This is a genomic window from Agromyces sp. H66 (assembly GCF_004959775.1).
In the GTDB taxonomy this organism is placed as follows: Bacteria; Actinomycetota; Actinomycetes; order Actinomycetales; family Microbacteriaceae; genus Agromyces.
In genome coordinates, this window is the sequence record NZ_SJZG01000007.1 from 213,621 (window position 1) to 234,568 (window position 20,948).

The 20,948-nt window shown below is 72.1% G+C and carries 22 protein-coding genes; 13 read left to right on the forward strand and 9 right to left on the reverse strand.

The window, feature by feature from the left end; genetic code table 11:
• Positions 1 to 68: 68 nt before the first annotated feature.
• On the reverse strand, positions 69 to 995 hold the full coding sequence (locus EZM51_RS13700; protein ID WP_136708816.1) for a hypothetical protein: 927 nt from the start codon (positions 993 to 995) through the stop codon (positions 69 to 71).
• Positions 992 to 1,456: an Lrp/AsnC family transcriptional regulator gene (locus EZM51_RS13705; RefSeq protein ID WP_136708817.1), complete on the reverse strand. Its 465-nt coding sequence runs from the start codon at positions 1,454 to 1,456 to the stop codon at positions 992 to 994. The genes EZM51_RS13700 and EZM51_RS13705 overlap by 4 nt, the downstream gene beginning before the upstream one ends.
• A 166-nt stretch (positions 1,457 to 1,622) precedes the next feature.
• Here EZM51_RS13705 and pdhA point away from each other — a divergent pair, with 166 nt between their 5' ends.
• The 4 genes from pdhA to EZM51_RS13725 are packed head-to-tail and all read left to right on the forward strand — an operon-like array spanning position 1,623 to position 5,515.
• Complete coding sequence (pdhA, locus tag EZM51_RS13710; RefSeq protein WP_136708818.1) at positions 1,623 to 2,771, forward strand: pyruvate dehydrogenase (acetyl-transferring) E1 component subunit alpha; 1,149 nt, start codon at positions 1,623 to 1,625, stop codon at positions 2,769 to 2,771.
• On the forward strand, positions 2,768 to 3,787 hold the full coding sequence (locus tag EZM51_RS13715; protein WP_136708819.1) for an alpha-ketoacid dehydrogenase subunit beta: 1,020 nt from the start codon (positions 2,768 to 2,770) through the stop codon (positions 3,785 to 3,787). The genes pdhA and EZM51_RS13715 overlap by 4 nt, the downstream gene beginning before the upstream one ends.
• Positions 3,784 to 5,178 (forward strand): dihydrolipoamide acetyltransferase family protein, encoded by a 1,395-nt coding sequence (locus EZM51_RS13720; protein WP_136708820.1) that lies wholly within the window; start codon positions 3,784 to 3,786, stop codon positions 5,176 to 5,178. The genes EZM51_RS13715 and EZM51_RS13720 overlap by 4 nt, the downstream gene beginning before the upstream one ends.
• Before the next feature lie 28 nt (positions 5,179 to 5,206).
• Positions 5,207 to 5,515, forward strand: a complete 309-nt coding sequence (locus EZM51_RS13725) for a 4a-hydroxytetrahydrobiopterin dehydratase (RefSeq protein ID WP_169053910.1) — start codon at positions 5,207 to 5,209, stop codon at positions 5,513 to 5,515.
• Between the two features lie 9 nt (positions 5,516 to 5,524).
• Here the strand turns inward: EZM51_RS13725 and EZM51_RS13730 are convergent, their stop codons facing one another.
• Together EZM51_RS13730 and EZM51_RS13735 are read right to left on the reverse strand one after the other, a co-directional pair.
• Positions 5,525 to 6,007, reverse strand: coding sequence for a GNAT family N-acetyltransferase (locus tag EZM51_RS13730; protein ID WP_136708822.1), 483 nt, complete (start codon positions 6,005 to 6,007; stop codon positions 5,525 to 5,527).
• Positions 5,986 to 6,618, reverse strand: coding sequence for a TetR/AcrR family transcriptional regulator (locus EZM51_RS13735; RefSeq protein WP_136708823.1), 633 nt, complete (start codon positions 6,616 to 6,618; stop codon positions 5,986 to 5,988). The genes EZM51_RS13730 and EZM51_RS13735 overlap by 22 nt, the downstream gene beginning before the upstream one ends.
• 103 nt (positions 6,619 to 6,721) lie before the next feature.
• Between EZM51_RS13735 and EZM51_RS13740 the strand changes: the two genes are divergently transcribed.
• Positions 6,722 to 8,329 carry a carboxyl transferase domain-containing protein gene (locus EZM51_RS13740; protein WP_136708824.1) on the forward strand — a complete coding sequence of 536 codons (1,608 nt, stop codon included), beginning with the start codon at positions 6,722 to 6,724 and terminating at the stop codon, positions 8,327 to 8,329.
• An 8-nt stretch (positions 8,330 to 8,337) separates the two neighbouring features.
• On the opposite strand, the gene EZM51_RS13745 is transcribed toward EZM51_RS13740, so the two are convergent.
• A complete protein-coding gene (locus EZM51_RS13745; RefSeq protein ID WP_136708825.1) occupies positions 8,338 to 9,063 on the reverse strand; it encodes an MBL fold metallo-hydrolase in 726 nt (241 codons plus the stop codon).
• A 115-nt stretch (positions 9,064 to 9,178) separates the two neighbouring features.
• On the opposite strand from EZM51_RS13745, the gene EZM51_RS13750 reads away from it, so the two are divergent.
• From EZM51_RS13750 to EZM51_RS13770, 5 genes are all read left to right on the forward strand, one after another.
• A complete protein-coding gene (locus EZM51_RS13750; RefSeq protein WP_136708826.1) occupies positions 9,179 to 9,748 on the forward strand; it encodes a TetR/AcrR family transcriptional regulator in 570 nt (189 codons plus the stop codon).
• 115 nt (positions 9,749 to 9,863) lie between these two features.
• Positions 9,864 to 11,945: an acetyl-CoA carboxylase biotin carboxylase subunit gene (locus EZM51_RS13755; protein ID WP_136708827.1), complete on the forward strand. Its 2,082-nt coding sequence runs from the start codon at positions 9,864 to 9,866 to the stop codon at positions 11,943 to 11,945.
• Positions 11,946 to 11,955: 10 nt separating this feature from the next.
• Positions 11,956 to 13,119 (forward strand): acyl-CoA dehydrogenase family protein, encoded by a 1,164-nt coding sequence (locus EZM51_RS13760; protein ID WP_136708828.1) that lies wholly within the window; start codon positions 11,956 to 11,958, stop codon positions 13,117 to 13,119.
• A gap of 8 nt (positions 13,120 to 13,127) precedes the next feature.
• Complete coding sequence (locus EZM51_RS13765) at positions 13,128 to 13,667, forward strand: MaoC family dehydratase (RefSeq protein ID WP_248305657.1); 540 nt, start codon at positions 13,128 to 13,130, stop codon at positions 13,665 to 13,667.
• On the forward strand, positions 13,664 to 14,479 hold the full coding sequence (locus tag EZM51_RS13770; RefSeq protein ID WP_136708829.1) for a CoA ester lyase: 816 nt from the start codon (positions 13,664 to 13,666) through the stop codon (positions 14,477 to 14,479). The genes EZM51_RS13765 and EZM51_RS13770 overlap by 4 nt, the downstream gene beginning before the upstream one ends.
• Before the next feature lie 62 nt (positions 14,480 to 14,541).
• Here the strand turns inward: EZM51_RS13770 and EZM51_RS13775 are convergent, their stop codons facing one another.
• From EZM51_RS13775 to EZM51_RS13785, 3 genes are read right to left on the reverse strand one after another with little or no spacing between them, the layout of a single operon-like run.
• Positions 14,542 to 15,339: an ABC transporter permease subunit gene (locus EZM51_RS13775; RefSeq protein WP_136708830.1), complete on the reverse strand. Its 798-nt coding sequence runs from the start codon at positions 15,337 to 15,339 to the stop codon at positions 14,542 to 14,544.
• Positions 15,336 to 16,280 carry an ABC transporter ATP-binding protein gene (locus tag EZM51_RS13780; RefSeq protein ID WP_136708831.1) on the reverse strand — a complete coding sequence of 315 codons (945 nt, stop codon included), beginning with the start codon at positions 16,278 to 16,280 and terminating at the stop codon, positions 15,336 to 15,338. The genes EZM51_RS13775 and EZM51_RS13780 overlap by 4 nt, the downstream gene beginning before the upstream one ends.
• A gap of 47 nt (positions 16,281 to 16,327) precedes the next feature.
• Positions 16,328 to 17,050: a TetR family transcriptional regulator gene (locus EZM51_RS13785; RefSeq protein WP_169053911.1), complete on the reverse strand. Its 723-nt coding sequence runs from the start codon at positions 17,048 to 17,050 to the stop codon at positions 16,328 to 16,330.
• Positions 17,051 to 17,250: 200 nt separating this feature from the next.
• Between EZM51_RS13785 and EZM51_RS13790 the strand changes: the two genes are divergently transcribed.
• Genes EZM51_RS13790 through EZM51_RS13800 form a run of 3 tightly spaced genes read left to right on the forward strand, consistent with a single transcriptional unit; the run spans position 17,251 to position 20,424 of the window.
• Positions 17,251 to 18,342: an aldo/keto reductase gene (locus EZM51_RS13790; RefSeq protein ID WP_248305658.1), complete on the forward strand. Its 1,092-nt coding sequence runs from the start codon at positions 17,251 to 17,253 to the stop codon at positions 18,340 to 18,342.
• Positions 18,343 to 18,401: 59 nt separating this feature from the next.
• On the forward strand, positions 18,402 to 19,787 hold the full coding sequence (locus tag EZM51_RS13795; protein WP_136708833.1) for a pitrilysin family protein: 1,386 nt from the start codon (positions 18,402 to 18,404) through the stop codon (positions 19,785 to 19,787).
• A 34-nt stretch (positions 19,788 to 19,821) separates the two neighbouring features.
• Positions 19,822 to 20,424, forward strand: coding sequence for a histidine phosphatase family protein (locus tag EZM51_RS13800; RefSeq protein ID WP_136708834.1), 603 nt, complete (start codon positions 19,822 to 19,824; stop codon positions 20,422 to 20,424).
• Here the strand turns inward: EZM51_RS13800 and EZM51_RS13805 are convergent.
• Positions 20,412 to 20,900: a GNAT family N-acetyltransferase gene (locus EZM51_RS13805; RefSeq protein ID WP_136708835.1), complete on the reverse strand. Its 489-nt coding sequence runs from the start codon at positions 20,898 to 20,900 to the stop codon at positions 20,412 to 20,414. The genes EZM51_RS13800 and EZM51_RS13805 overlap by 13 nt on opposite strands.
• Positions 20,901 to 20,948: the final 48 nt, after the last annotated feature.

Consider the following 20,948-nt stretch of genomic DNA (forward strand, 5'->3'; position numbering starts at 1 on the left):
GTTGCAAAGATAGCGCTGCAAAGAAACATTTGCAACGGTCTATTTGCAACGAACCCTTTGCACTCTCGTCATGAGCCCGCGGATCGGGCGAGGACCGCTCGCGCCAGCCGGTCCGCACTCCCCGGCGCCAGGTCGAGGTAGAGCATCGGTTCGATGGCCTCGAGTTCCAGCACCGCGAGGCGGTCGTCGACTCGCAGCACGTCGAGGCGCGCGTACGCGAGGTCGAAGGGGAGCGCACGCCACATGTCCTCGATCTGCGCGAGATCGTCGCGCGTCGGCGTCGCGGGCTCGACGGTGCCCCCGTAGATGCCGTGGGCCCGGTAGTCGCCCGTCGCCGGCCGTTTCCGCAGCACATGGCTCACGGCGCCGTCGATGAGGATGTACGACCACTCGCCCTCGCTCATCACCGACTCCACGAGCGGCTGCACCAGGAACGGGCGCCCGGGGTGGGCTTCGTCCGCCTCGTCGAGCGCCCGGAGCGTCGCGCCGAGCTCCGCCGCGGGCAGCCGGCGCACGTCCGACGCGCCGGCGCCGACCACCGGCTTCACGACGACGGTCTGCCACCCGGATGCCTCGACCTCTCGCTCCGCCGCGGCGACGGCCGCCCGTGTGGCGCCGGTCGCCTCGAACGCCGGGACGATCGGCACGCCCCGCTCGGCGAGATCGAAGAGGTACGTCTTGCGGGCGTTCCACTCCGCCACGGCGGCGGAGTTGACGAGGGTGCACGACGACGCCTCGATGGCGGCGAGGGTGTCGAGGAACGCCGCCGTCTCGTCGATGTAGTCCCAGGTGCTCCGCAGGACGGCGACGTCGAACCCGCTCCAGTCGACGTCGGGGTCGGCCCAGACGACCGACTCGGCCTCCACGCCGAGCGCTCCGAGCGCCGCGATGAGCAGTCGGTCGTCGCCGAACAGCGCGTCGACGTCGGGGATCTCCCACGTGACGAATCGCGGCAGCCGCCGGCATCGGAGCACCGCGACCCGCACCGCGCTCACCCCTTGCGGTCGAGCAGGGGCTGCAGGCGGAACGGGATGAGCTCGCCCATCGCGAGCGAGGTCTCGGTGCGTTCGACGCCGTCGATCGCGAGGATGTCGCGGTCGATGCGGAACAGGTCGTGCGCGTCGCGGCAGACGACGCGCACGAGGAGGTCGACCGACCCCGAGAGGCCGTGCGCCTGGATGACCTCGGGGATCTCGGCGATCTCGTCGACCACGTCGGCGAGCCGCTTCTGCTGCACGTGCACCGAGATGAAGGCCTCGAGCGGGAAGCCGAGCGGCACCGGGTCGATGCTGCGTTCGAACGAGAGGAAGGCGCCGGATGCCTCGAGCCGCGACATCCGGGCCTGCACCGTGTTCCGCGACAGCGCGAGACGGTCGGCGAGTGCCACGACGGTCGCGCGCGGGTCCGCGGCGAGCGCGGTCAGGAGCGATCGGTCGACGGCGTCGTAGCCTCTCATAACGCCACACGATACCACCCGTCCACCGCTGGAACTGGGCAACATGCTCAATCGTCCACCGGATGCTTGAGCTAGGTGATCGATCGACGTACGCTCGCACTATCCGGCAGAGTTGCCGGGCGCGGGCAGCTCACGAGGCGCGCCCGCCGAAACGCGAGGATCGACGATGACCCCATCCGACCGAGACGCCACCGGGCTCCTCACCCGACCAGACCACTTCGTGCAACTCGTCAGCCCCACCGGCGAGCGACGCGCCGATCCCGAGTACGACCCGTGGGTCGCCGACGTCGACACCGACGCGCTCGCACGCCTCTTCCGCGACATGGCGATCGTGCGTCGACTCGACGCCGAGGCCACGGCGCTCCAGCGCCAGGGCGAGCTCGGGCTGTGGCCGCCGCTCGCGGGGCAGGAGGCCGCGCAGATCGGCTCCGCACGCGCGCTCCGCGACGACGACTTCGTGTTCTCGAGCTACCGCGAGCACGCCGTGGCGTGGTGCCGCGGCGTCGGCCCGGCCGAGCTCCTCACCGTGTGGCGCGGCTCCGCGGCATCCGGCTGGAACCCGTTCGAGCACGCGATGGCGGTGCCGCAGATCATCATCGGCGCGCAGGCCCTGCACGCGACCGGCTACGCCATGGGCCAGAAGTGGGAGGGATCGGACGCCGCGTCGATCGCCTACTTCGGCGACGGCGCCACCAGCGAGGGCGACGTGAACGAGGCGTTCGTGTTCGCCGCCAGCTTCGACGCGCCGGTGGTCTTCTTCATCCAGAACAACCAGTGGGCGATCTCCGAGCCCGTCGGCCTGCAGTCGAAGCAGCACCTCGCGCGGCGTGCCGACGGCTTCGGGATGCCGGGCATCCGCGTCGACGGCAACGACGTGCTCGCCGTGCTCGCCGCGACGCGCATCGCCCTCGACCGCGCGCGGCGCGGCGAGGGACCCACGCTCATCGAGGCCGTGACCTACCGCATGGGTCCGCACACCACGGCCGACGACCCGAAGCGCTACCGCACCGACGACGAGCTCGCCGACTGGCGCACACGCGACCCGCTGGCGCGCGTGCTCGCGCTGCTCGCGGCCACGGGCGCCGACGCCGACGCGCTCGAGCGCGAGGTCGCCGAGGAGGCCCGTGCCGCGGCGGCCGAGCTGCGTGCCGCCGTCACCACCATTCCCGACCCCGAGCCGATGAGCGTGTTCGACCACGTGTACGCCGAGCCCAACACCCACCTGGCGCGCCAGCGCGACCACTATGCGCGCTACCTCGCCATGTACGACGAGACGGATGCCGCGGCATCCGGTGCCGAGGGAGGAGCACGATGACCGCGCTGACGCTCGGCAAGGCCATCAACGAGGGACTCCGTCGCTCGCTCGCGAGCGACGACCGGGTCGTGCTCATGGGCGAGGACATCGGCACCCTCGGCGGCGTGTTCCGCGTGACCGACGGGCTCAAGGCCGAGTTCGGGCCGAACCGCGTCGTCGACACGCCGCTCTCCGAGGCCGGCATCATCGGCACCGCGGTCGGCCTCGCGTACCGCGGCTTCCGCCCCGTCGTCGAGATCCAGTTCGACGGATTCATCTACCCCGGCTTCGACCAGCTCGTGGCGCAGGTCGCGAAGCTGCACTACCGGTCGCGTGGCAACGTGCGCATGCCGCTGACCGTCCGGGTGCCCTTCGGCGGCGGCATCGGCGCGGCCGAGCATCACTCAGAGTCGCCCGAGGCGTACTTCGCGCACACCGCCGGACTCCGCGTCGTGGCGTGCTCGAACCCCGCCGACGCGTACGTGATGATCCAGCAGGCCATCGCCAGCGACGATCCCGTGCTCTTCTTCGAGCCGAAGCGCCGCTACCACGTCAAGGGCGAGGTCGACCTGACGGCGAGCCTCGCCGACGCGAAGCCCATGGGACTCGCGACCTTCATCGCCAAGGGCGACGACGTCACGCTCGTGACATACGGCGCGCTCGTGCAGACCGCGCGCGACGCCGCCGTCGCGGCCGCGGAGGACGGCGTCTCGATCGAGGTCATCGACCTGCGATCGCTCGCGCCCATCGACTACGAATCGATCGCGGCATCCGTCCGGCGCACCGGTCGGCTGGTCGTCGCGCACGAGGCCGGCGAGCAGGGCGGCCTCGGCGGCGAGATCATCGCGGGCATCACCGAGCGGTGCTTCGACTACCTCGAAGCGGCGCCCGTGCGGGTCACGGGACACGACATCCCGTACCCGCCCGCCAAGCTCGAGCGGCACCACCTGCCCGACCTCGACCGGATCCTCGACGGGGTCGACCGGGTGCTCGGCCGGCCCAACTCGTTGAGCGGAGTGGAGGTGGGCGCCCGATGATCAAGGAATTCCCGTTGCCCGACCTCGGTGAGGGCCTCACCGAGTCCGAGATCGTCGCCTGGCGGGTCGCCGTCGGCGATCACGTCGAGCTCAACCAGATCATCGCCGACGTCGAGACGGCGAAGGCCGTCGTCGAGCTGCCCTCGCCGTACGAGGGCGTCATCACCGCGTTGCACGCGCAGGAGGGCGAGGTCGTCAACGTCGGCGAACCGCTCTTCTCCTGCGACACCGACGGGGGAGCGGCCGCCCAGGATGCCGGGGTCGCCGAGCACGCCGAAGCGGTCGCCCCCTCGGAGGCGGCGGTCGCCACCGCGGATGCCGCGCGCGAACCGAACCTCGTCGGCTACGGGGCCCGCGACGAGGGCGGCCCGAAGCGGCGCCCGCGCCGCATGGCGCTCGCGGCCGACCTCGTTCCCGAGGCGCCGGCGCAGCAGGACGTCGCGGACGTCGGCCCGGTCGAGACCCGGCTGGAGCCGCCGATGCGTCCCGAGCGTCCGCGGTCGACGCCGCCCGTGCGCAAGCTCGCGCGCGACCTCGGCATCGACCTGGCCGAGCTGACCGGCACGGGCGGGGGCGGACTCATCACGCGCGCCGACGTGGAGGCGGCGGCATCGGCCACGCAGCCGCGGGTCGATGAGGCCGAAGCCCGTCTCGAGACCCGTGAGCGCCCGGCGGAGACCCGGGAGCGCCCCGCCGAGACCCGCATTCCCATCCGGGGCGTGCGCAAGCACACCGCGGCCGCGATGGTGGCCAGCGCCTTCACGGCGCCGCACGTGACGGAGTTCCTCACGGTCGACGTCACCGCCACGATGGAGCTCCTGCGCAGCATCCGCGACGACCGCGCCTTCGCCGGCCACAAGGTGACGCCGCTCACGGTGGCCGCCAAGGCCGTGTGCATCGCCGCGGCGCGCACGCCCGAGGTCAACTCGCGCTGGGACGACGGGGCGCAGGAGATCGTGCAGTTCGGCGGCGTGAACCTCGGCATCGCCGCGGCGACCGATCGCGGGCTCGTGGTGCCGAACGTCAAGGGCGCCGAGCGGATGACCCTCATCGAACTCGCCGACGCGATCGCCGCGCTCGCCGACACCGCGCGGGCCGGCAAGACGAGTCCGGCCGACCTGTCGGGCGGCACGATCTCGATCACCAACATCGGCGTCTTCGGCATCGACGCGGGTACGCCGATCCTGAATCCCGGGGAGGCGGCGATCCTTGCGATGGGCGCCGTGCGGCGCCAGCCGTGGGAGCACCGCGGAGAGATCGCGCTGCGCGAGGTCATGACGCTGTCGCTCTCGTTCGATCATCGCCTCGTCGACGGAGCGCAGGGGTCGCGCTTCCTCGCCGACATCGGCGCGATCCTCCGCGAACCGGGTCTCGCCCTGACCATGGCGTGAGTCCGCGATCGGCGAGAGGATGGAGCGTATGGACGAACGCAACATCCTCTCGCCGGCGGACACGGCCGACGAGCTCGACGGCACGGCGTTCCGGCACACGCAGGATCACCTCGTCGCCGCCTTCACGACGAGCGATTTCCGGAGCGCGGTGCGCCTGCTCGACGCGGTGGCGGTCGTCGCCGACGAGCTGAACCATCACCCCGACGTGCGGCTCGGCTGGGGCCGGGTGGAGTTCGCGCTCACCTCGCACGATGCGGGCGGCGTCACGCCGCGCGACGTGGGGCTCGCGCGCCGCATCGGCGAGATCGCCGCCGAGCACGGGGCGAAGCCGGCCTGACCGGCCGGCTCAGGCGAGCCGGTAGACCAGTTCCTCGATCTCGGTCCCGCGCGCGTTCGCGAAGCTCATCGCGCTGCCGGCCCGCCGGAATCCGAGCTTCTCGAGCACCGCGATCGAGCCCGCATTGTCGGCGGCCACGCGGGCGCGCACCGGGCGATCGGGCATGACATCGAGGAAGAGCCGCATCGCCCGGGTGGCGATGCCCTCGCCCCAGTGCGCGGGGTCGATCCAGTACGTGATCTCGGCCACGTCGTCGTCGAACCAGCGGGCGACGCTGCCCACGATCTCGCCGTCGGCGCGCACGGTGCGGGCGTCGACGCCCGGGTCGGCGAGCAGTCGCCGCCAGCGCGCGTCGAACGTCGCGCGGTCGGTCGGATCGGGTGCCGTGAACGCGGCCATGCGCACGGCCTCCTCGTGCTGCCCGAACGCGAACAGTGCATCGAGATCCCTGTCGCGGGTCACGCGCAGGGTCACGACATGAGGCTTGCCCATGTCATCTCCTCCAGGATGCCGCGGATGGTGCCGTCGGCGGGTCGGCGCCCAGGGATGCGGGCGCTGTGCGGAGTGGAGTTCAGGAGCCCGAAGGCGGCGTGTGCCCGGAACCTGAGCTCCGCCTCGGCCCGATCGGGCCGGAGTCGGGAGAGGGTGTCGACCCAGTGCTCGACGTAGCGCCGCTGCAGCGAGCGCACCTCGTGTCGTGCGTCGCGGTCGAGGCGCTCGAGCTCGCGATCCTGCACGACGATGACGTCGGCCTCGCCGAGGGCGAAGTCGACGTGGAAGCGGATGAGCGAGCGGAGCGCCTCGGCCGGGTCGGGCGACGAGGCGAGGACGCGTTCGGCGCCGTCGAGCAGGGTGCGGCTCGCGCCCTGCAGGATCGCGGCGAGCACGGCGGCCTTGCCGGGGAAGTGCCGGTAGACGGCCGGCCCGCTGACGCCGACCGCGGTGCCGAGATCCTCGATCGTGACACCCGCGTAACCGCGCTGCGCGAAGAGCGTCGCGGCGGCGGCGAGGATCGCGGCACGACGATCGGCCTTCTGGCGGCCGCGCTCGGTGCGCGGCGACCCGTCGGCGAGTGAGCCGTGCGCGTCGAGGGTGCTTGCCATGTCGGTGAGTGCTCGCTAACATCGGGAATCGAGTTAGTGCACACTAACCGAAATCCCGTGCCCCGCACAAGGGGGCGCGTCGTCGACGCAGACAGGCGGACGCATGACCACCCTCACGACGGCCATCGACCCGGCGAGCGAGTCGTCGAGGCGCAACGCGGCCGGGCACGCCGAGCTCGTGCGCGAGCTCCGCGAGAAGCTCGCCGCCGCGGCCCTCGGCGGGCCCGAGGCATCCCGAGACCGGCACGTCGCCCGCGGCAAGCTGCTGCCGCGCGACCGCGTCGACCGCCTCCTCGACGAGGGCAGCCCGTTCCTCGAGCTGTCCCCGCTCGCCGCCGACGGCCTCTACGACGGCGACTCGCCGGGGGCCGGCATCATCACGGGCATCGGACTCGTGCACGGCCGGCCGGTCATGGTCGTCTGCAACGACGCGACCGTCAAGGGCGGCACGTACTACCCGATGACCGTCAAGAAGCACCTCCGCGCGCAGGAGGTCGCCCGCGAGCATCGCCTGCCCTGCGTCTACCTCGTCGACTCGGGCGGGGCCTTCCTGCCCCTGCAGGACGAGGTGTTCCCCGATCGCGACCACTTCGGCCGGATCTTCTTCAACCAGGCGCAGCTGTCGTCGCTGCGCATCCCACAGCTCGCCGCGGTGCTCGGGTCCTGCACGGCGGGCGGCGCCTACGTGCCCGCGATGAGCGACGAGACCGTGATCGTGCGCAACCAGGGCACCATCTTCCTCGGCGGCCCGCCGCTGGTGAAGGCCGCGATCGGCGAGGTCGTCACGCCCGAGGAGCTCGGCGGTGGCGACCTGCACTCGCGCGTCTCGGGCGTCACCGACCACCTCGCCGACGACGACGAGCACGCGCTCGAGCTCGTGCGCGACATGGTGGCGACCCTTCCCGAGCAGGCGCCCCGCGCCTGGACCGTGCGCGAGTCCCGCCCGCCCGCCGTCGACCCGGCCGGGCTCACCGCGGCCGTGCCGGTCGACGTGCAGCAGCCCTACGACGTGCGCGAGGTCATCGCGCGGCTCGTCGACGGCAGCGAGTTCGCCGAGTTCAAGCCCGAGTACGGCGACACCCTCGTCACGGGATTCGCGCACCTCGACGGCCACCCGGTCGGCATCGTGGCGAACAACGGCGTGCTGTTCAGCGAGTCGGCCATGAAGGGCGCGCACTTCATCGAGCTGTGCGACCAGCGCGGCATCCCGTTGCTGTTCCTGCAGAACATCTCGGGCTTCATGGTGGGCCGCGACGCCGAGGCGGGCGGCATCGCCAAGCACGGCGCGAAGATGGTCACCGCGGTGGCGACCACGCGCGTGCCGAAGCTCACCGTCGTGATCGGCGGATCGTTCGGCGCGGGCAACTACTCCATGTGCGGGCGCGCGTACTCGCCGCGGTTCCTCTGGATGTGGCCGAACGCGCGCATCTCCGTCATGGGCGGCGAGCAGGCGGCATCCGTGCTCTCGACCGTGAAGCGCGACCAGCTCGCGGTGCGCGGCGAGGAGTGGCCGGATGCCGCGGAGCAGGCGTTCCGCGAGCCGATCCGCGCGCAGTACGAGGAGCAGGGCAGCCCCTACCACTCGACCGCGCGGCTCTGGGACGACGGCATCATCGATCCCGCCGACACCCGCACCGTGCTCGCGCTCGCCCTGGAGCTCGCGAGCCGCACGCCGCTGCCCGAGCCGGCCTTCGGCCTGTTCCGGATGTAGGGCGCGCCTCACTGAGTGGATGCCGCGGCCGCGCGATTCACCTCGCGCACGGCCTCGTCGACCCCGCGGTTCCACGGCGTGCCGTGGCCGGGCAGCACCCAGGTGGCGCCGAGACCCTCGAGCCGGGCGAGCGATGCGAGTGCCCCGCGGGGGTCGTCGGTGAACGGTGCGGGCTGCGGGCCGTCGGCGCCCGTGAGCACATGCCGTGTGGTGAGGGCGTCGCCCACGAAGACGGCGTCGACCGCCGGCACGTGGATCGCGATCGAGCCGGGGGAGTGGCCGGGGAGCCCGATGACGCGGGGCGAACCGGGCAGGTCGAGCACCTCGCCGTCGCGGACGGTGACGACCTCGGCGATCGGCGTCGTGGTGAGCCCGTTCTTGCGCAGCGCGTACCAGAGGAACCGGGCGACGGCGCCGAGCTTCATGTGCCCCCACGCGGGCTTGGTCGACTCCTCGCCACGGGCGCGGGCCGCATCGGCCTCGTGCACGTACACGGGCACCCCGTGGTCGCGCCGGAGCCGCTCGGCGAAGCCGATGTGGTCGGAGTCGCCGTGGGTCAGCACGATGCCGCGAACGTCGTCGATCGAGCGGCCCATGGCGTCGAGTTCGCCGAGGAACTCCTTCCACTGGCCGGCGAGCCCCGCATCGACCACCGTCACGCCCTCGGGCGCATCGACGAGGTAGACGGCGACGATGTCGTTGCCGACGCGATGGAGCGAGGGTGCGAGCTTCATGGTGTCTCCTGCGGGTTGCGGGCGATCGGGTGATCGATGGCTATGATACATAGCTGAAGTAGCTATGGTCAATAGCTTAGGATGGATCCGATCGTATCACCGAGGAGGGGCACCGATGCCGACGCCCGAGCGCACGTCACTCGAGGAGATCGTTCGAGCGGCGCGGGACCTGCTCGAATCGAGCGGGCACGAGGGGCTCACGATGCAGGCGGTGGCGCACCGGGTCGGCGTGCGCGCACCCTCCCTCTACAAGCGGGTGCGCAACCGCGGCGACCTCGTCGCCCTGGTCGCCGACGCGACGCTCCGCGAGCTCGGGGCACGCGTCGAGGCTGCCGCGACCCATGCCGACGACGATCCGCGACTCGCGCTCGCGCGTCTCGTGCGCGCGGGCCGCGACTTCGCACGGGAACGGCCGGCCGGATTCCGTCTCATCCTCGCGCCCGGCACCGACCTTCGCCTCGACCCCGCCTCGCTCGAGGCGGCGAGCGCTCCGGTGCTGCGGGTGGCCGCCCGGCTCGCGGGGGAGGAACGAGTCCTCGATGCGGCGCGCACGTTCACGGCGTGGGCGACCGGGTTCGTGAGCATGGAGCTCGCCGGCGCGTTCCGCCTCGGGGGCGAGGTGGAGCGGGCGTTCGAGTTCGGGCTGGACCGGCTGTGCCACGCGTTGGCGATCCCGGCGAGCTGATCCGCTCGCGACGCCCTCTTGTCAATTCAGTTAACGAGCACTAACATCAGATCCGGTTAGTGCGCGCTAACTGATCATGGCGCGCGGTCCTGCAGAGAGGCGGATGGAGACGCTCATGAGCACGCCCGACATCGCCCCGATCCTCGCGACCGCACCGGTCGCCGTCGCCCGCGGGTCGCGCCCGTTCGACCGCGTGCTCGTGGCCAACCGCGGCGAGATCGCGGTTCGCGTCATCCGCACCCTGAAGCGGCTCGGAATCCGGGCGATCGCGGTGTTCTCCGATGCCGACGCGGACGCCCCGCACGTGCGCCTTGCCGACGAGGCCGTGCACATCGGGCCGGCGCCCGCCGCCGACAGCTACCTCGACCCCGATCGCATCGTGGCCGCCGCGCTCGCCGCGGGCGCCGAGGCCGTGCACCCGGGCTACGGCTTCCTCTCCGAGCACGCCGGCTTCGCCCGGGCGTGCCGCGACGCCGGCATCGTGTTCGTCGGCCCCGGCGACGAGGCGCTCGAGGTCATGGGCGACAAGATCCGCGCCAAGCGGCACGTCGCGGCATCCGGAGTGCCCATCGTGCCCGGCGTCGCCGACCCCGAGCTCGACGATGCGGCGCTCATCGCGGCCGGCGAGGACGTCGGATTCCCGATCCTCGTGAAGCCCTCGGCCGGCGGCGGCGGCAAGGGCATGCAGGTGGCACGCGACGCCTCCGAGCTGGAGACCGCGATCGGCGCCGCGCGCCGGGTCGCCACCGCGGCCTTCGGCGACGACACGCTCCTGCTCGAACGCCTCATCGAGCGTCCCCGGCACATCGAGGTGCAGGTGCTGGCGGATGCCGCGGGCACCGTGATCCACCTGGGCGAGCGCGAGTGCTCGCTGCAGCGTCGGCACCAGAAGGTCGTCGAGGAGGCGCCGTCGCCGCTCCTCGATGCGTCCACCCGCGAGCGCATCGGCCGGGCCGCGTGCGACGCCGCGCGGAGCGTGGGCTACCTCGGCGCCGGCACGGTGGAGTTCCTGGTGTCGGATGTCGCGCCCGACGAGTTCTTCTTCATCGAGATGAACACCCGCCTGCAGGTCGAGCACCCCGTGACCGAACTCGTCACGGGCGTCGATCTCGTCGAGCAGCAGCTCCGCATCGCGGCGGGTGAGCCGCTCGAGCTCGCGCAGGACGACGTTCGGCTCGCCGGCCACGCGATCGAGGCGCGGGTCTACGCCGAGACGCCGCACCGCGGCTTCCTCCCGTCGACCGGAACGGTGCTCGCGTGGCGCCCGCCCGCCGGCGAGGGCGTCCGGGTCGACGCGGGCATCGCCGAGGGCCAGGAGGTCACGGCCCACTACGACCCCATGATCGCCAAGGTGATCGCACACGGCGCCGACCGCGCCGAGGCGCTCGAGCGCCTCGACCGGGCCCTCGCCGACACCGTCGTGCTCGGCGTGGACACCAACGTCGGGTTCCTCAGGCGCCTCATCGCCGAGCCCGACGTGCAGGCGGGCCGCCTCGACACGGGGCTCATCGACCGCATGCCCGAGGCCGGTGCCGGCGTCGTCGACCCGTCGCCGACGCTCGTCGAGGCGGCGGCCCGGCGGTTCGCCGGCGAGGAGGCCCGGGCACGGCTCGGAGCGGATGCCGCCGGCCCCGCCGCCTGGCGCTCGGCCACGGGCTGGCGCCCGGGCGTCGTTCGAGCACCCGAGGTGCTGCTCGCTCCGCGCGATCATCCGCACGACATCCGTACCGTCGCCGCCATGCCCGCGGGCTCCGGCGCGGACGACGGGCCGGTCGTGCGGGTCGGCGACGACGTGGTCTGGGTGCACCACGGCGGCGAGGCGGCGGCGTTCGTGCGCATCGACCGCCGCACGCACGCCCAGCGCCGTCGCGACGCGGCCGAGCGGGGCGGCCTCGCCGCCGAGCCCGAACTGCGCGCGCCCATGCCCGGCACCGTGACCGCCGTGTTCGCCGCCGACGGCGATGCCGTCGAGGAGGGCGACGCCGTCATCGCGATCGAGGCGATGAAGATGGAGCACCGCGTCGTCGCGGGGCTCGACGGAGTCGTGCGCATCTCGGTCGCGGTCGGCGATCTCGTGGCCCGCGACCAGGCGGTCGCCCGCATCGAACCCCACGCCGAGCCCACCGAGGCATCCGACCCCGACCCCTCGGGCGGCCCGCACGACGGCGCCGCACCGAGCGCATCCCACCAGGAATGAGGAGCAACCCATGCCGTATCAGCTGAGCGACGAGGAGCAGGAGCTCTACGACACCGTCTGCGAATTCGCGGACACCGTCGTCGCCCCGCAGTCGTACGAGGCCGACCGCACCCACACGCTGTCGATGGACGTGGTCGGGCAGATGGGCGAGATGGGCCTGTTCGGCCTGCCCTTCCCCGAGGAGGTCGGCGGCCAGGGCGGCGATTACATGGCGCTGTGCCTCGCCATCGAGGCGCTCGGCCGCGTCGACCAGTCGATCGCCATCACGCTCGAGGCAGGCGTGGGACTCGGCGCGATGCCGGTCTACCGGCACGGCACCGACGAGCAGAAGGCGGAGTACCTGCCCGACCTCCTGGCGGGGCGGGCGCTGGCCGGATTCGGCCTGACCGAGCCCGAGGCCGGATCCGACGCCGGAGCGACGCGTACCACGGCCGTGCTCGACGGCGACGAGTGGGTCGTCAACGGCTCGAAGCAGTTCATCACCAACTCCGGCACGCCCATCACCCGGTTCGTCACCGTCACAGCTGTGACCGGTGAACGCACCCGCCCCGACGGTTCCACCGACAAGGAGCTGTCGACGATCATCGTGCCGAACGGCACCCCCGGGTTCACGGTGGGACCCGGCTACGACAAGGCGGGCTGGCGCGCATCCGACACGCATCCGCTGACCTTCGACGGCGTGCGGGTGCCGTCCGCCAACCTACTGGGCGAGCGCGGCCGCGGCTTCGCCAACTTCCTGCGCGCGCTCGACGAGGGCCGGGTCGCGATCGCGGCGCTCGCGACGGGCGCCGCCCAGGGTTGCCTCGACGAGGCCGTGGGCTACGCGAAGACGCGCAACGTGTTCGGCGTGCCCATCGCGTCGCACCAGTACATCGCCTTCACGATCGCCCAGATGCAGGCGCGGGTGCACACGGCCCGCCTCGCCTGGCACCACGCGGCCCGGCTGGCCGACGCGGGCGTCCCCTTCAAGAAGGAGGCGGCGATGGCCAAGCTCGTCGCGAGCGACGCGGCCATGTCGAACGCCCGCGACGCCACCCAGATCTTCGGCGGCATGGGGTTCATGAACGAGACCCTCGTCGCCAGGCACTACCGTGACTCGAAGATCCTCGAGATCGGCGAGGGCACGAACGAGGTGCAGCTCATGGTCATCGCACGCGAGCTGGGCATCGGCTAGGAGGTCACATGTCGGATGTCCCCATGCGCGAGGTCGTGGAGCGCGGACTCTGGTTCGAGGAGTTCGAGGAGGGCGTGCGCTACCTGCACCGCCCCGGCCGCACCGTCACCGAGGCCGACAACGTGCTGTTCACGACCCTGACGATGAACCCGCAGCCCCTGCACCTCGACGCGGCGTGGTCGGCGGGCCAGCCGTTCGGCCGGCCCCTCGTGAATTCGCTGTTCACGCTGTCGACGCTCGTCGGCCAGTCGGTCAGCCAGCTCACCCGGGGCACGCTCGTGGCCAACCTGGGCTTCGGCGCGGTCGCGTTCCCGCACCCGGTGTTCGTCGGCGACACGCTCTACGGCGAAAGCGTCGTGGAGTCGAAGCGGCTCTCGTCGTCGCGCCCGGGCGAGGGCATCGTGGTGCTCGCGCACACGGCGCGGAACCAGGAGGGCGAGGTCGTGGCCACGGCCTCGCGCACCATGCTCGTGTGGACGCGCGAGGCGGGCGAGCGGGCTGCAGCGGCTGGGGCATCCGGAGCCGACGAGGGCGGGACGGGCGGATGACGCACCCGCCGTTCCGGTTCGGGCCCGCGCTGCTCTTCTGCCCGGCCGACCGCCCCGATCGCTACGCCAAGGCGCTGGAACGTGCCGATGCCGTGATCCTCGACCTCGAGGACGCGGTCGCCGAGGACGCCAAGCACGAGGGGCGGCTCGCCCTCGTCGAGTCGGCGCTCGATCCCGAGCGCGTGATCGTGCGCGTCAACCCGACCTCCACGCCGCACTTCGCCGACGACCTCGCCGCACTCCGGGCCACGGACTACCGCACCGTCATGCTCGCCAAGTGCGAGGGCACGGCCGACCTCGTCGAACTGGCGGAGCTCGAGGTCATCGCCCTGTGCGAGACCGCGCGGGGCATCGTGGCGGCCGAGCGCGTCGCCGAGCTGCCGAACGTGTCGGGCCTCATGTGGGGTGCCGAAGACCTGGTGGCGTCGCTCGGCGGCTCGTCGAGCCGTCATGCCGACGGGCGATACCGCGACGTCGCCGTGCACGCGCGGTCGAGCGTGCTCCTGGCGGCCGGTGCGAACGGCATCGCCGCGATCGACGCGGTGCACCTCGACATCGGCGATGCCGCGGGCCTGCGCGCCGAGGCGGAGGATGCCGCGTCCCTCGGGTTCGCCGCGACGGCGTGCATCCATCCCGGTCAGGTGCCGGTCGTCCGGGACGCGTACCGGCCGAGCCCCGAGCGGCTCGAATGGGCCCGCGACGTGCTCGCCGCGGCCGAGGGCGGCCCCGGCGTCTTCGCGTTCCGCGGCGGCATGGTCGATGCGCCCGTGCTGCGCCAGGCCGAGGCGATCGTCCGGCGCGCGGGACGCTGAACACCCGACGACGGCGTACGCAGCGGATGCCGCGACGCTGTGCCGCGGCATCCGCCTCGGTCTCAGACCGCCACGTCGCGCCGACGGAAGACGAGCCAGCCGATGACCAGCAGCGCCGCGGCGACCGCGAAGATCAGCCAGATCAGGCCGACCCAGCCCTCGGAGATCGGGTCCTCGGCGTAGGCCCAGCTGTACGGCGACCAGTCGTGCAGCCAGGCGAGGTCCTCGTTCTGGTTGCCGAGCGCGTTGACGGCGTACCCGTAGACCGCGATGCCGGCGCCCGCGCCGAGCGCCCAGCTGCGCCGTCCGGTCATGCCGCCGACCGCGATCGCCGCGACGGCGCCGAGCGAGACGAGCCCGAAGAAGGCCGTCGCCGTCGCGAGGAGCCCGTCGAGGGGGATCTCGAGCTCGGCGGGTTCGTTCAGGACGAGCACCACCGCGACCGCGACGAGGGTGAGCCACAGGAGCTTCACCAGCACCGCCGCCGTGCGTTCCGCGTAGAGCCGGCCTCTCGTGACGCCGTGCGCGAGCGTGAGCTCGAGCTGGCCGTTCTCCTCGTCGTTCGCGATGGCGCCCGTTCCCCAGCCGACGGCGGCGATGGTGACGAGCACGAAGCCGATGAGGCCGAAGAAGGTCGCCTGGGCGTAGCCGGGACCGGACGTGATGTCGTCGTAGCCGAGCGTCTGCACGAGCTCGGGCGGCAGCGATTCGAGGATGTCCTGCATCTGCCCGTTGCCCGCGATCGACGGGTACAGCGGCAGGTAGAGGAACAGCGCGGCCAGGATGCCGGCCGTCCAGCCGGCGAGCCCGCGCCAGGTGTCGGCGAGGTTCCGCCGGAACAGGGGCAGCACGCGCGTCATCGCTCTCCCTCCGTCGCGGTCTCATCGGTGCCGTAGAAGCCGAGCACCGTCTCCTCGAGGTCGGGCTCCTCGATCGTGAGGTCGACGAGGTCGAATCGGGCGACGGCCTTCACGAACGCGTCGACGTGCGAGTTGATCGTCGTCTGCAGGGAGCGGGTCGCACCCGCGTCGCCGGCCTCGGCGATCTCGCCGACCCCGGGGACCGCGGCGAGCGCGGTGCGCGCGGCCGGGACATCCGCGTCGGCGACGACCACTCGCACGTGGCGCACCGCGGTCTCGCGGAGCGCCCCGACGGTCGAGAGCTTCACGATGCGCCCCGAACGGAGGATCGCGATGTCATCGGCGGTCTGCTGCACCTCGCTCAGCACGTGGGAGCTCAGGAACACGGTCTGCCCCTTCGCCTTGGCCTCGCGGAGCATGGCGTGGAACTCCTGCTGCACGAGCGGGTCGAGCCCGCTCGTGGGCTCGTCGAGCACGAGCAGTTCGGGTTCGTGCATGAAGGCCTGGATGAGTCCGACCTTCTGCTTGTTGCCCTTGGAGAGGCTGCGCACCGGGCGGCCGAGGTCGAGGCCGAGCCGGTCGGCGAGCGATTCGACCGTGCCGCGGCGCACCGTTCCGGAGATCTCGGCGTAGTGCGCGAGCAGGTCGCGCCCGCGCACGCGCGCCTGGAGGTGGAGCTCGCCCGGCAGGTAGCCCACGCGCCGGCGCAGGCTCGACCCGCCGGTTCGCGGGTTCTCGCCGAGGACGTGCAGTTCGCCCGCCGAGGGACGGATGATGTCGAGGAGCAGGCGCATGGTCGTGGTCTTGCCCGCGCCGTTGGGGCCGATCATGCCGAACACGCGGCCGCGCGGGATGTCGAGGTCGATGCCGTGGAGCGCGGTGTGCGATCCGTAGCGCTTGGTGAGGCCGCGCGTCGTGACGGCGGCGGAGGATTCTGTCATGCCGGTCCTTCCGGGAGAGAGGTGGACGGATGCCGCGGCGCGGCCCGTCAGGTCGGGGAGCTCTCGGGTCTCGGCGGGTCGGGGTCCTGGTTCGGGTTGCCGGGTCCCTTGTCGGACCGGGTCGGCGTGCCGGTCGACGGCGTGCCCGCGAGCGCGGCACGTGCGGCGTCGAGGATGCGGCTGTCGGTGTAGAGCCCATGGGTGTAGAGCTCGAGGATCGGAAGGGTCATCCGCCGCGCCGCCGCCGCGCTCGTGACCGGCACGCCGAGCACGCGCGCGAGCTGGTCGCGCAGGAGCAGGGGCGCGAGGCCGTTGAGCGTGATCATGACGGCGCGCATCTCGGGATCGGCCGACGCATGCATCGTGCCGTCGGCGACGCCGCGGTCGATCATGGCGGCGGTCTCGCCGAGCATCCGGTCGAACAGCCGGTTCCCGCCCTCGCTGCCATCGGCGAGCATGGTGGCGAAGTAGTCGATGTAGGCGCCGAACCGCTCGGGCCGGTCGAGCCATTCGCGCATGGTCTCCGCGATCGCCGGCGCCTCGGTCTTCGACTTCTCGGTCATCAACTGGCTCACGAGGGCCTCGTCGCACGCGGCGCGCAGGCCCTCCTTCGAACCGAAGTGGTGGATGACGAGGGCGGGCGAGACCCCGGCATCGGCGGCGATCTGGCGGACGCTCGTGCGTTCGAACCCCTGGCGGCCGAAGCGCACGATGGCGGCCTCGCGGATGCGGACCGCCGCGGTGGCGTCTTCGAGCGGAACTGAACGCATGTTCATCATACTAAACGCATGTTCAACACGGAGGCAAGATCCGGTCCTCCGAAGTGAGGACCAATACCCCCGGAAGTCGCCATTTCGGGGGACACGACACGCGGATTTCGCAAACGATTCGGTAACGGTTCACGCGTGGTTCCGGGGGACAGGTACCCCGAGGACGTATCGTCGGTAGCAATCCTGGGGAGGAGGGGCTCGTGGCACGACGGCACAGTTTCCGTGCGCATCCGCCGAGCGTGGTGGGGGCCATGCTCGTCGACGACGAGGTCGTGAACGCGCTCGGCGAGGTGCCGGTGAGCGCTGCGGCGACGTCTCCGGCGGTGCGCGTCGAGACGGTCGAGTCGAACACCCTGTCCGGCCCCATCACCGTGCCCGTGCGCCGGGCGCTCGGCGACACCGGCATCGCCACGCACCCGCTCGCGCTCGGCGGCAGCACGTTCGGCTGGACCCTCGGCCCGGAAGCGGCCTTCGACGTGCTCGACCGCTTCGCGGGAACCGGCGGCGACCTCATCGACACGGCCGACAGCTACGCCGCCGGCCGCAGCGAGTCCATCATCGGCTCCTGGATGGCGTCGCGGGGCACCCGCGACCGCATGCACGTCATGACCAAGGTCGGTCGCCATGCCGACCATCCCGGACTCGCACCGGCCGAACTCCGGGCGGCCGTCGAGGACTCGCTCACGCGCCTCCGCACCGACCGGATCGACATCCTGTTCCTCCACGGCGACGATCCCGCCGTCCCGCTCGAGGAGAGCCTCGGCGCGGTCGGCGCACTCGTGGCCGAGGGCAAGGTCCGGTCCATCGGCGCTTCCGACTTCCCGCCCGAACGGCTCATCGAGGCGCGGGTGCTCGCCGCGAACGGGCTGCCGCGCTTCGAGGTGCTCACGACCGCCTACAACCTCATGCAGCGCCGGCCGTTCGAGGGCGCCATGGAACTCGTGGCCCACGCCCAGGGGCTCGCGGTGCTGCCGTACTTCGCGCTCGCGAACGGCTTCCTCGGCGGGCAGGTCAGGCGGCGTTCCGACGTCCGGCGCGACCTCCGCGGCGAACGCGTCGCGCGCCACCTCGGCCGTCGCGGCCACCGCGTGCTCGCCGCGCTCGACGAGATCGCCTTCGCGCACGGCGTGCAGCCGGCCACCGTCGCGCTCGCGTGGCTCATCGCGAAGCCCACCGTCGCCGCGCCGGTCGCGAGTGCGACGAGGCCCGAGCAGGTCGAGGCACTCCTCGCCGCGGCATCCGTCGAACTGCACCGGTCGGAGCTCGTCGAGCTCGACCGCGCGTCCGCCTGAGCGGCCGCGGATCGGCACCGCCGGCGCCGTTCCGATCACGGTGACATAGGCTGGTCGCGATGAACGGCGCCGTCGACCTCCCACTCGGACAGTCCGAACTCGGCTTCACGGCGACGGGTGACGCCCGGATCCGGCGCAGCGTGCTCCCATCGGGCGTGCGCGTGCTCAGCGAGCAGGTGCCGGGCAGCCGCAGCGTCACGGTCGGCTTCTGGGTGGCCGTGGGCTCGCGCGACGAGCACCACGCCGACGGCGCGCTGCCCGCCACCTACGGGTCGACGCACTTCCTCGAGCACCTGCTCTTCAAGGGCACGGCCGAGCGCACGGCGCTCGACATCGCGATCTCCTTCGACTCGGTCGGGGGCGAGCACAACGCGCTCACGGCGAAGGAGTACACCTGCTACTACGCCAAGGTCCAGGACCGCGACCTGACCATGGCGGTCGGCGTGCTCGCCGACATGTTCACGTCATCGCTGCTCGATCCGATCGAATTCGACAACGAACGCGGCGTCATCCTCGAGGAGCTCTCGATGGCCGGCGACGACCCCGCCGACGTCGCGAACGAGCGGTTCTTCGAGGCCGTGCTGGGGGAGCATCCGCTCGGCCGTCCCATCGGCGGCGATCCCGAGACGATCCGCGCCGCCACTCGCGACGCGGTGTGGGCACACTACCGGGCGAACTACCGTCCGCAGGACCTCGTGGTCACGGTCGCGGGCGCGGTCGACCACGACCTGCTCGTCGCCGACCTCGAACGGGAACTCACGCGTGCCGGGTGGGACCTCGAGATCCCGGCGCCGCCGGTCGAGCGCCGGTCCACCGAGCCGGCGTTCCTCGAGGCCGGGCCCGCGGTCACCGTCGTGTCGCGGCCGATCGAGCAGGTCAACCTGCTCATGGGCGTTCCCGGCCTCGTCGCGACCGACGAGCGCCGCTCCACGATGAGCGTGCTCAACGCCGCCTTCGGCTCGGGCATGTCGTCACGGCTCTTCCAGCAGGTGCGCGAACGGCGCGGGCTCGCCTACTCGGTCTACTCGTTCGCCCCCGCCTACTCGGACGCGGGCCTGTTCGGCATGTACGCCGGCTGCGCGCCCGCGAAGGCGGGCACCGTCGCAGCGCTCATGCGCAGTGAACTGGAACGCGTCGCCGAACACGGCATCACCCCCGATGAGCTCCACCGGGCCGCGGGGCAACTCGGCGGGGCATCCGCACTCGCCCTCGAGGACTCCGACACCCGGATGTCCCGACTCGGACGAGCCGAGCTGACCCTCGGCGAGTTCGTAGACCTCGACGAGGCCCTCCGACGCATCGCACTCGTCACCGTCGACGACGTGCAGGCGCTCGCGCAGGAGCTCGTCTCCCGGCCGTTCTCGCTGGTCGCCGTGGGTGCGACCGACGCGTCGGCCTTCCATGGCGCGGTCGAATCGGCCGCATCGACCATCGAGGTCGGCTGACGCCGACACCGACGCAGCGCAAGGAAGCAGAAACGTGCCCCATCACCTCTACCTCGTCCGCCACGGGGAGCAGCTCGACGCTGAGCACGGCATGCCCGACGGCCCCCTCTCCCCGCGGGGGCGGCGGCAGGCGGAACTCCTCGCCGAACGGCTCGGCGGCGTGCCCTTCGACCACGCGTGGCACTCGCCGCTCCAGCGCGCGGCCGAGACCGCGGCGATCATCGCGGCGAAGATGCCGGCGCTGAAGCCCGAGCCCTCCGCCCTGCTCTTCGACTGCATCCCGTCGGGTCCCGCCCCCGAGACCCCGAAGGTGTACGACCCGTTCTTCGGGTCCGTCACGGAGGCCGAGATCGAGGCGGGCAGCGCCCAGATGGCGGATGCCGCCGCCGAATTCCTGCGATCGCATCGCGAGGACCGGCACGACCTGCTCATCACGCACAACTTCGTGATCGCGTGGCTGGTGCGGGAGGCGCTCGGCGCGCCCGACTGGCGGTGGCTCTCCATCAACCAGGCGAACTGCGGGCTCACGGTGCTGACGCAGAAGTCGGGGCGCCCATGGAGCCTGCTCACCCACAACGACATCGCGCACCTGCCGCCCGAACTGCGGACGGGAATGCCCGAACCCTACCTGATCTGAGGCTGCAGGCGCTTGCCGTACCAGTGCGTCGCGTTCGGGTTGTCGTTGTACGGCTCGATCGCCGAGTAGCCGCTCGAACGGTAGAGGCCGCCCGCGGCCGTCAGGCTCGCATTGGTGTCGAGCACGAGCTCCTCCGCCCCGAACTCGATCGCCCGCCGCTCGAGCTCTGCGAGCAGCCGTCGGCCCGCGCCGCGGCCGCGTGCCGCAGGCCGGAGCCAGAGGTGCTTGATCTCGTAGCGCACCTCGCCCGTGTCCGGCCGGGGTTCGATGCGCCGCACGCCGCCGCAGCCGATGAGCCCGTCATCGTCCTCGACGAGGAGGAACACGCCGGCCGGGGGAGTGAACGCGGGCGAAGCGGGGTAGGTGGGCCGATACGCCCCCATGTCGGCGGGGAAGCCCGCCGCACGCTCGGCGAAGTAGGCGTCGAGCGCCGCCACCGCCTCGGGACTCGTCACGTCCACCGATCGGAACCGCATGCTCCCAGCCTAGACGGTATGTAGTGACCCCTTCTGGGTGAGGGGGTT

Bases quoted from the DNA above. Each gene is read 5' to 3' on its own strand.
- EZM51_RS13740 (WP_136708824.1), top strand. From the start codon at position 6,722: ATGACCACCCTCACGACGGCCATCGACCCGGCGAGCGAGTCGTCGAGG.
- EZM51_RS13745 (WP_136708825.1), bottom strand. From the start codon at position 9,063: ATGAAGCTCGCACCCTCGCTCCATCGCGTCGGCAACGACATCGTCGCC.
- EZM51_RS13735 (WP_136708823.1), bottom strand. From the start codon at position 6,618: ATGGCAAGCACCCTCGACGCGCACGGCTCACTCGCCGACGGGTCGCCG.
- EZM51_RS13755 (WP_136708827.1), top strand. From the start codon at position 9,864: ATGAGCACGCCCGACATCGCCCCGATCCTCGCGACCGCACCGGTCGCC.
- EZM51_RS13765 (WP_248305657.1), top strand. From the start codon at position 13,128: ATGTCGGATGTCCCCATGCGCGAGGTCGTGGAGCGCGGACTCTGGTTC.
- EZM51_RS13795 (WP_136708833.1), top strand. From the start codon at position 18,402: ATGAACGGCGCCGTCGACCTCCCACTCGGACAGTCCGAACTCGGCTTC.
- EZM51_RS13750 (WP_136708826.1), top strand. From the start codon at position 9,179: ATGCCGACGCCCGAGCGCACGTCACTCGAGGAGATCGTTCGAGCGGCG.
- EZM51_RS13720 (WP_136708820.1), top strand. From the start codon at position 3,784: ATGATCAAGGAATTCCCGTTGCCCGACCTCGGTGAGGGCCTCACCGAG.
- EZM51_RS13785 (WP_169053911.1), bottom strand. From the start codon at position 17,050: ATGCGTTCAGTTCCGCTCGAAGACGCCACCGCGGCGGTCCGCATCCGC.
- EZM51_RS13775 (WP_136708830.1), bottom strand. From the start codon at position 15,339: ATGACGCGCGTGCTGCCCCTGTTCCGGCGGAACCTCGCCGACACCTGG.
- EZM51_RS13715 (WP_136708819.1), top strand. From the start codon at position 2,768: ATGACCGCGCTGACGCTCGGCAAGGCCATCAACGAGGGACTCCGTCGC.
- EZM51_RS13770 (WP_136708829.1), top strand. From the start codon at position 13,664: ATGACGCACCCGCCGTTCCGGTTCGGGCCCGCGCTGCTCTTCTGCCCG.
- EZM51_RS13705 (WP_136708817.1), bottom strand. From the start codon at position 1,456: ATGAGAGGCTACGACGCCGTCGACCGATCGCTCCTGACCGCGCTCGCC.
- EZM51_RS13725 (WP_169053910.1), top strand. From the start codon at position 5,207: ATGGACGAACGCAACATCCTCTCGCCGGCGGACACGGCCGACGAGCTC.
- pdhA (WP_136708818.1), top strand. From the start codon at position 1,623: ATGACCCCATCCGACCGAGACGCCACCGGGCTCCTCACCCGACCAGAC.
- EZM51_RS13780 (WP_136708831.1), bottom strand. From the start codon at position 16,280: ATGACAGAATCCTCCGCCGCCGTCACGACGCGCGGCCTCACCAAGCGC.
- EZM51_RS13805 (WP_136708835.1), bottom strand. From the start codon at position 20,900: ATGCGGTTCCGATCGGTGGACGTGACGAGTCCCGAGGCGGTGGCGGCG.
- EZM51_RS13730 (WP_136708822.1), bottom strand. From the start codon at position 6,007: ATGGGCAAGCCTCATGTCGTGACCCTGCGCGTGACCCGCGACAGGGAT.
- EZM51_RS13760 (WP_136708828.1), top strand. From the start codon at position 11,956: ATGCCGTATCAGCTGAGCGACGAGGAGCAGGAGCTCTACGACACCGTC.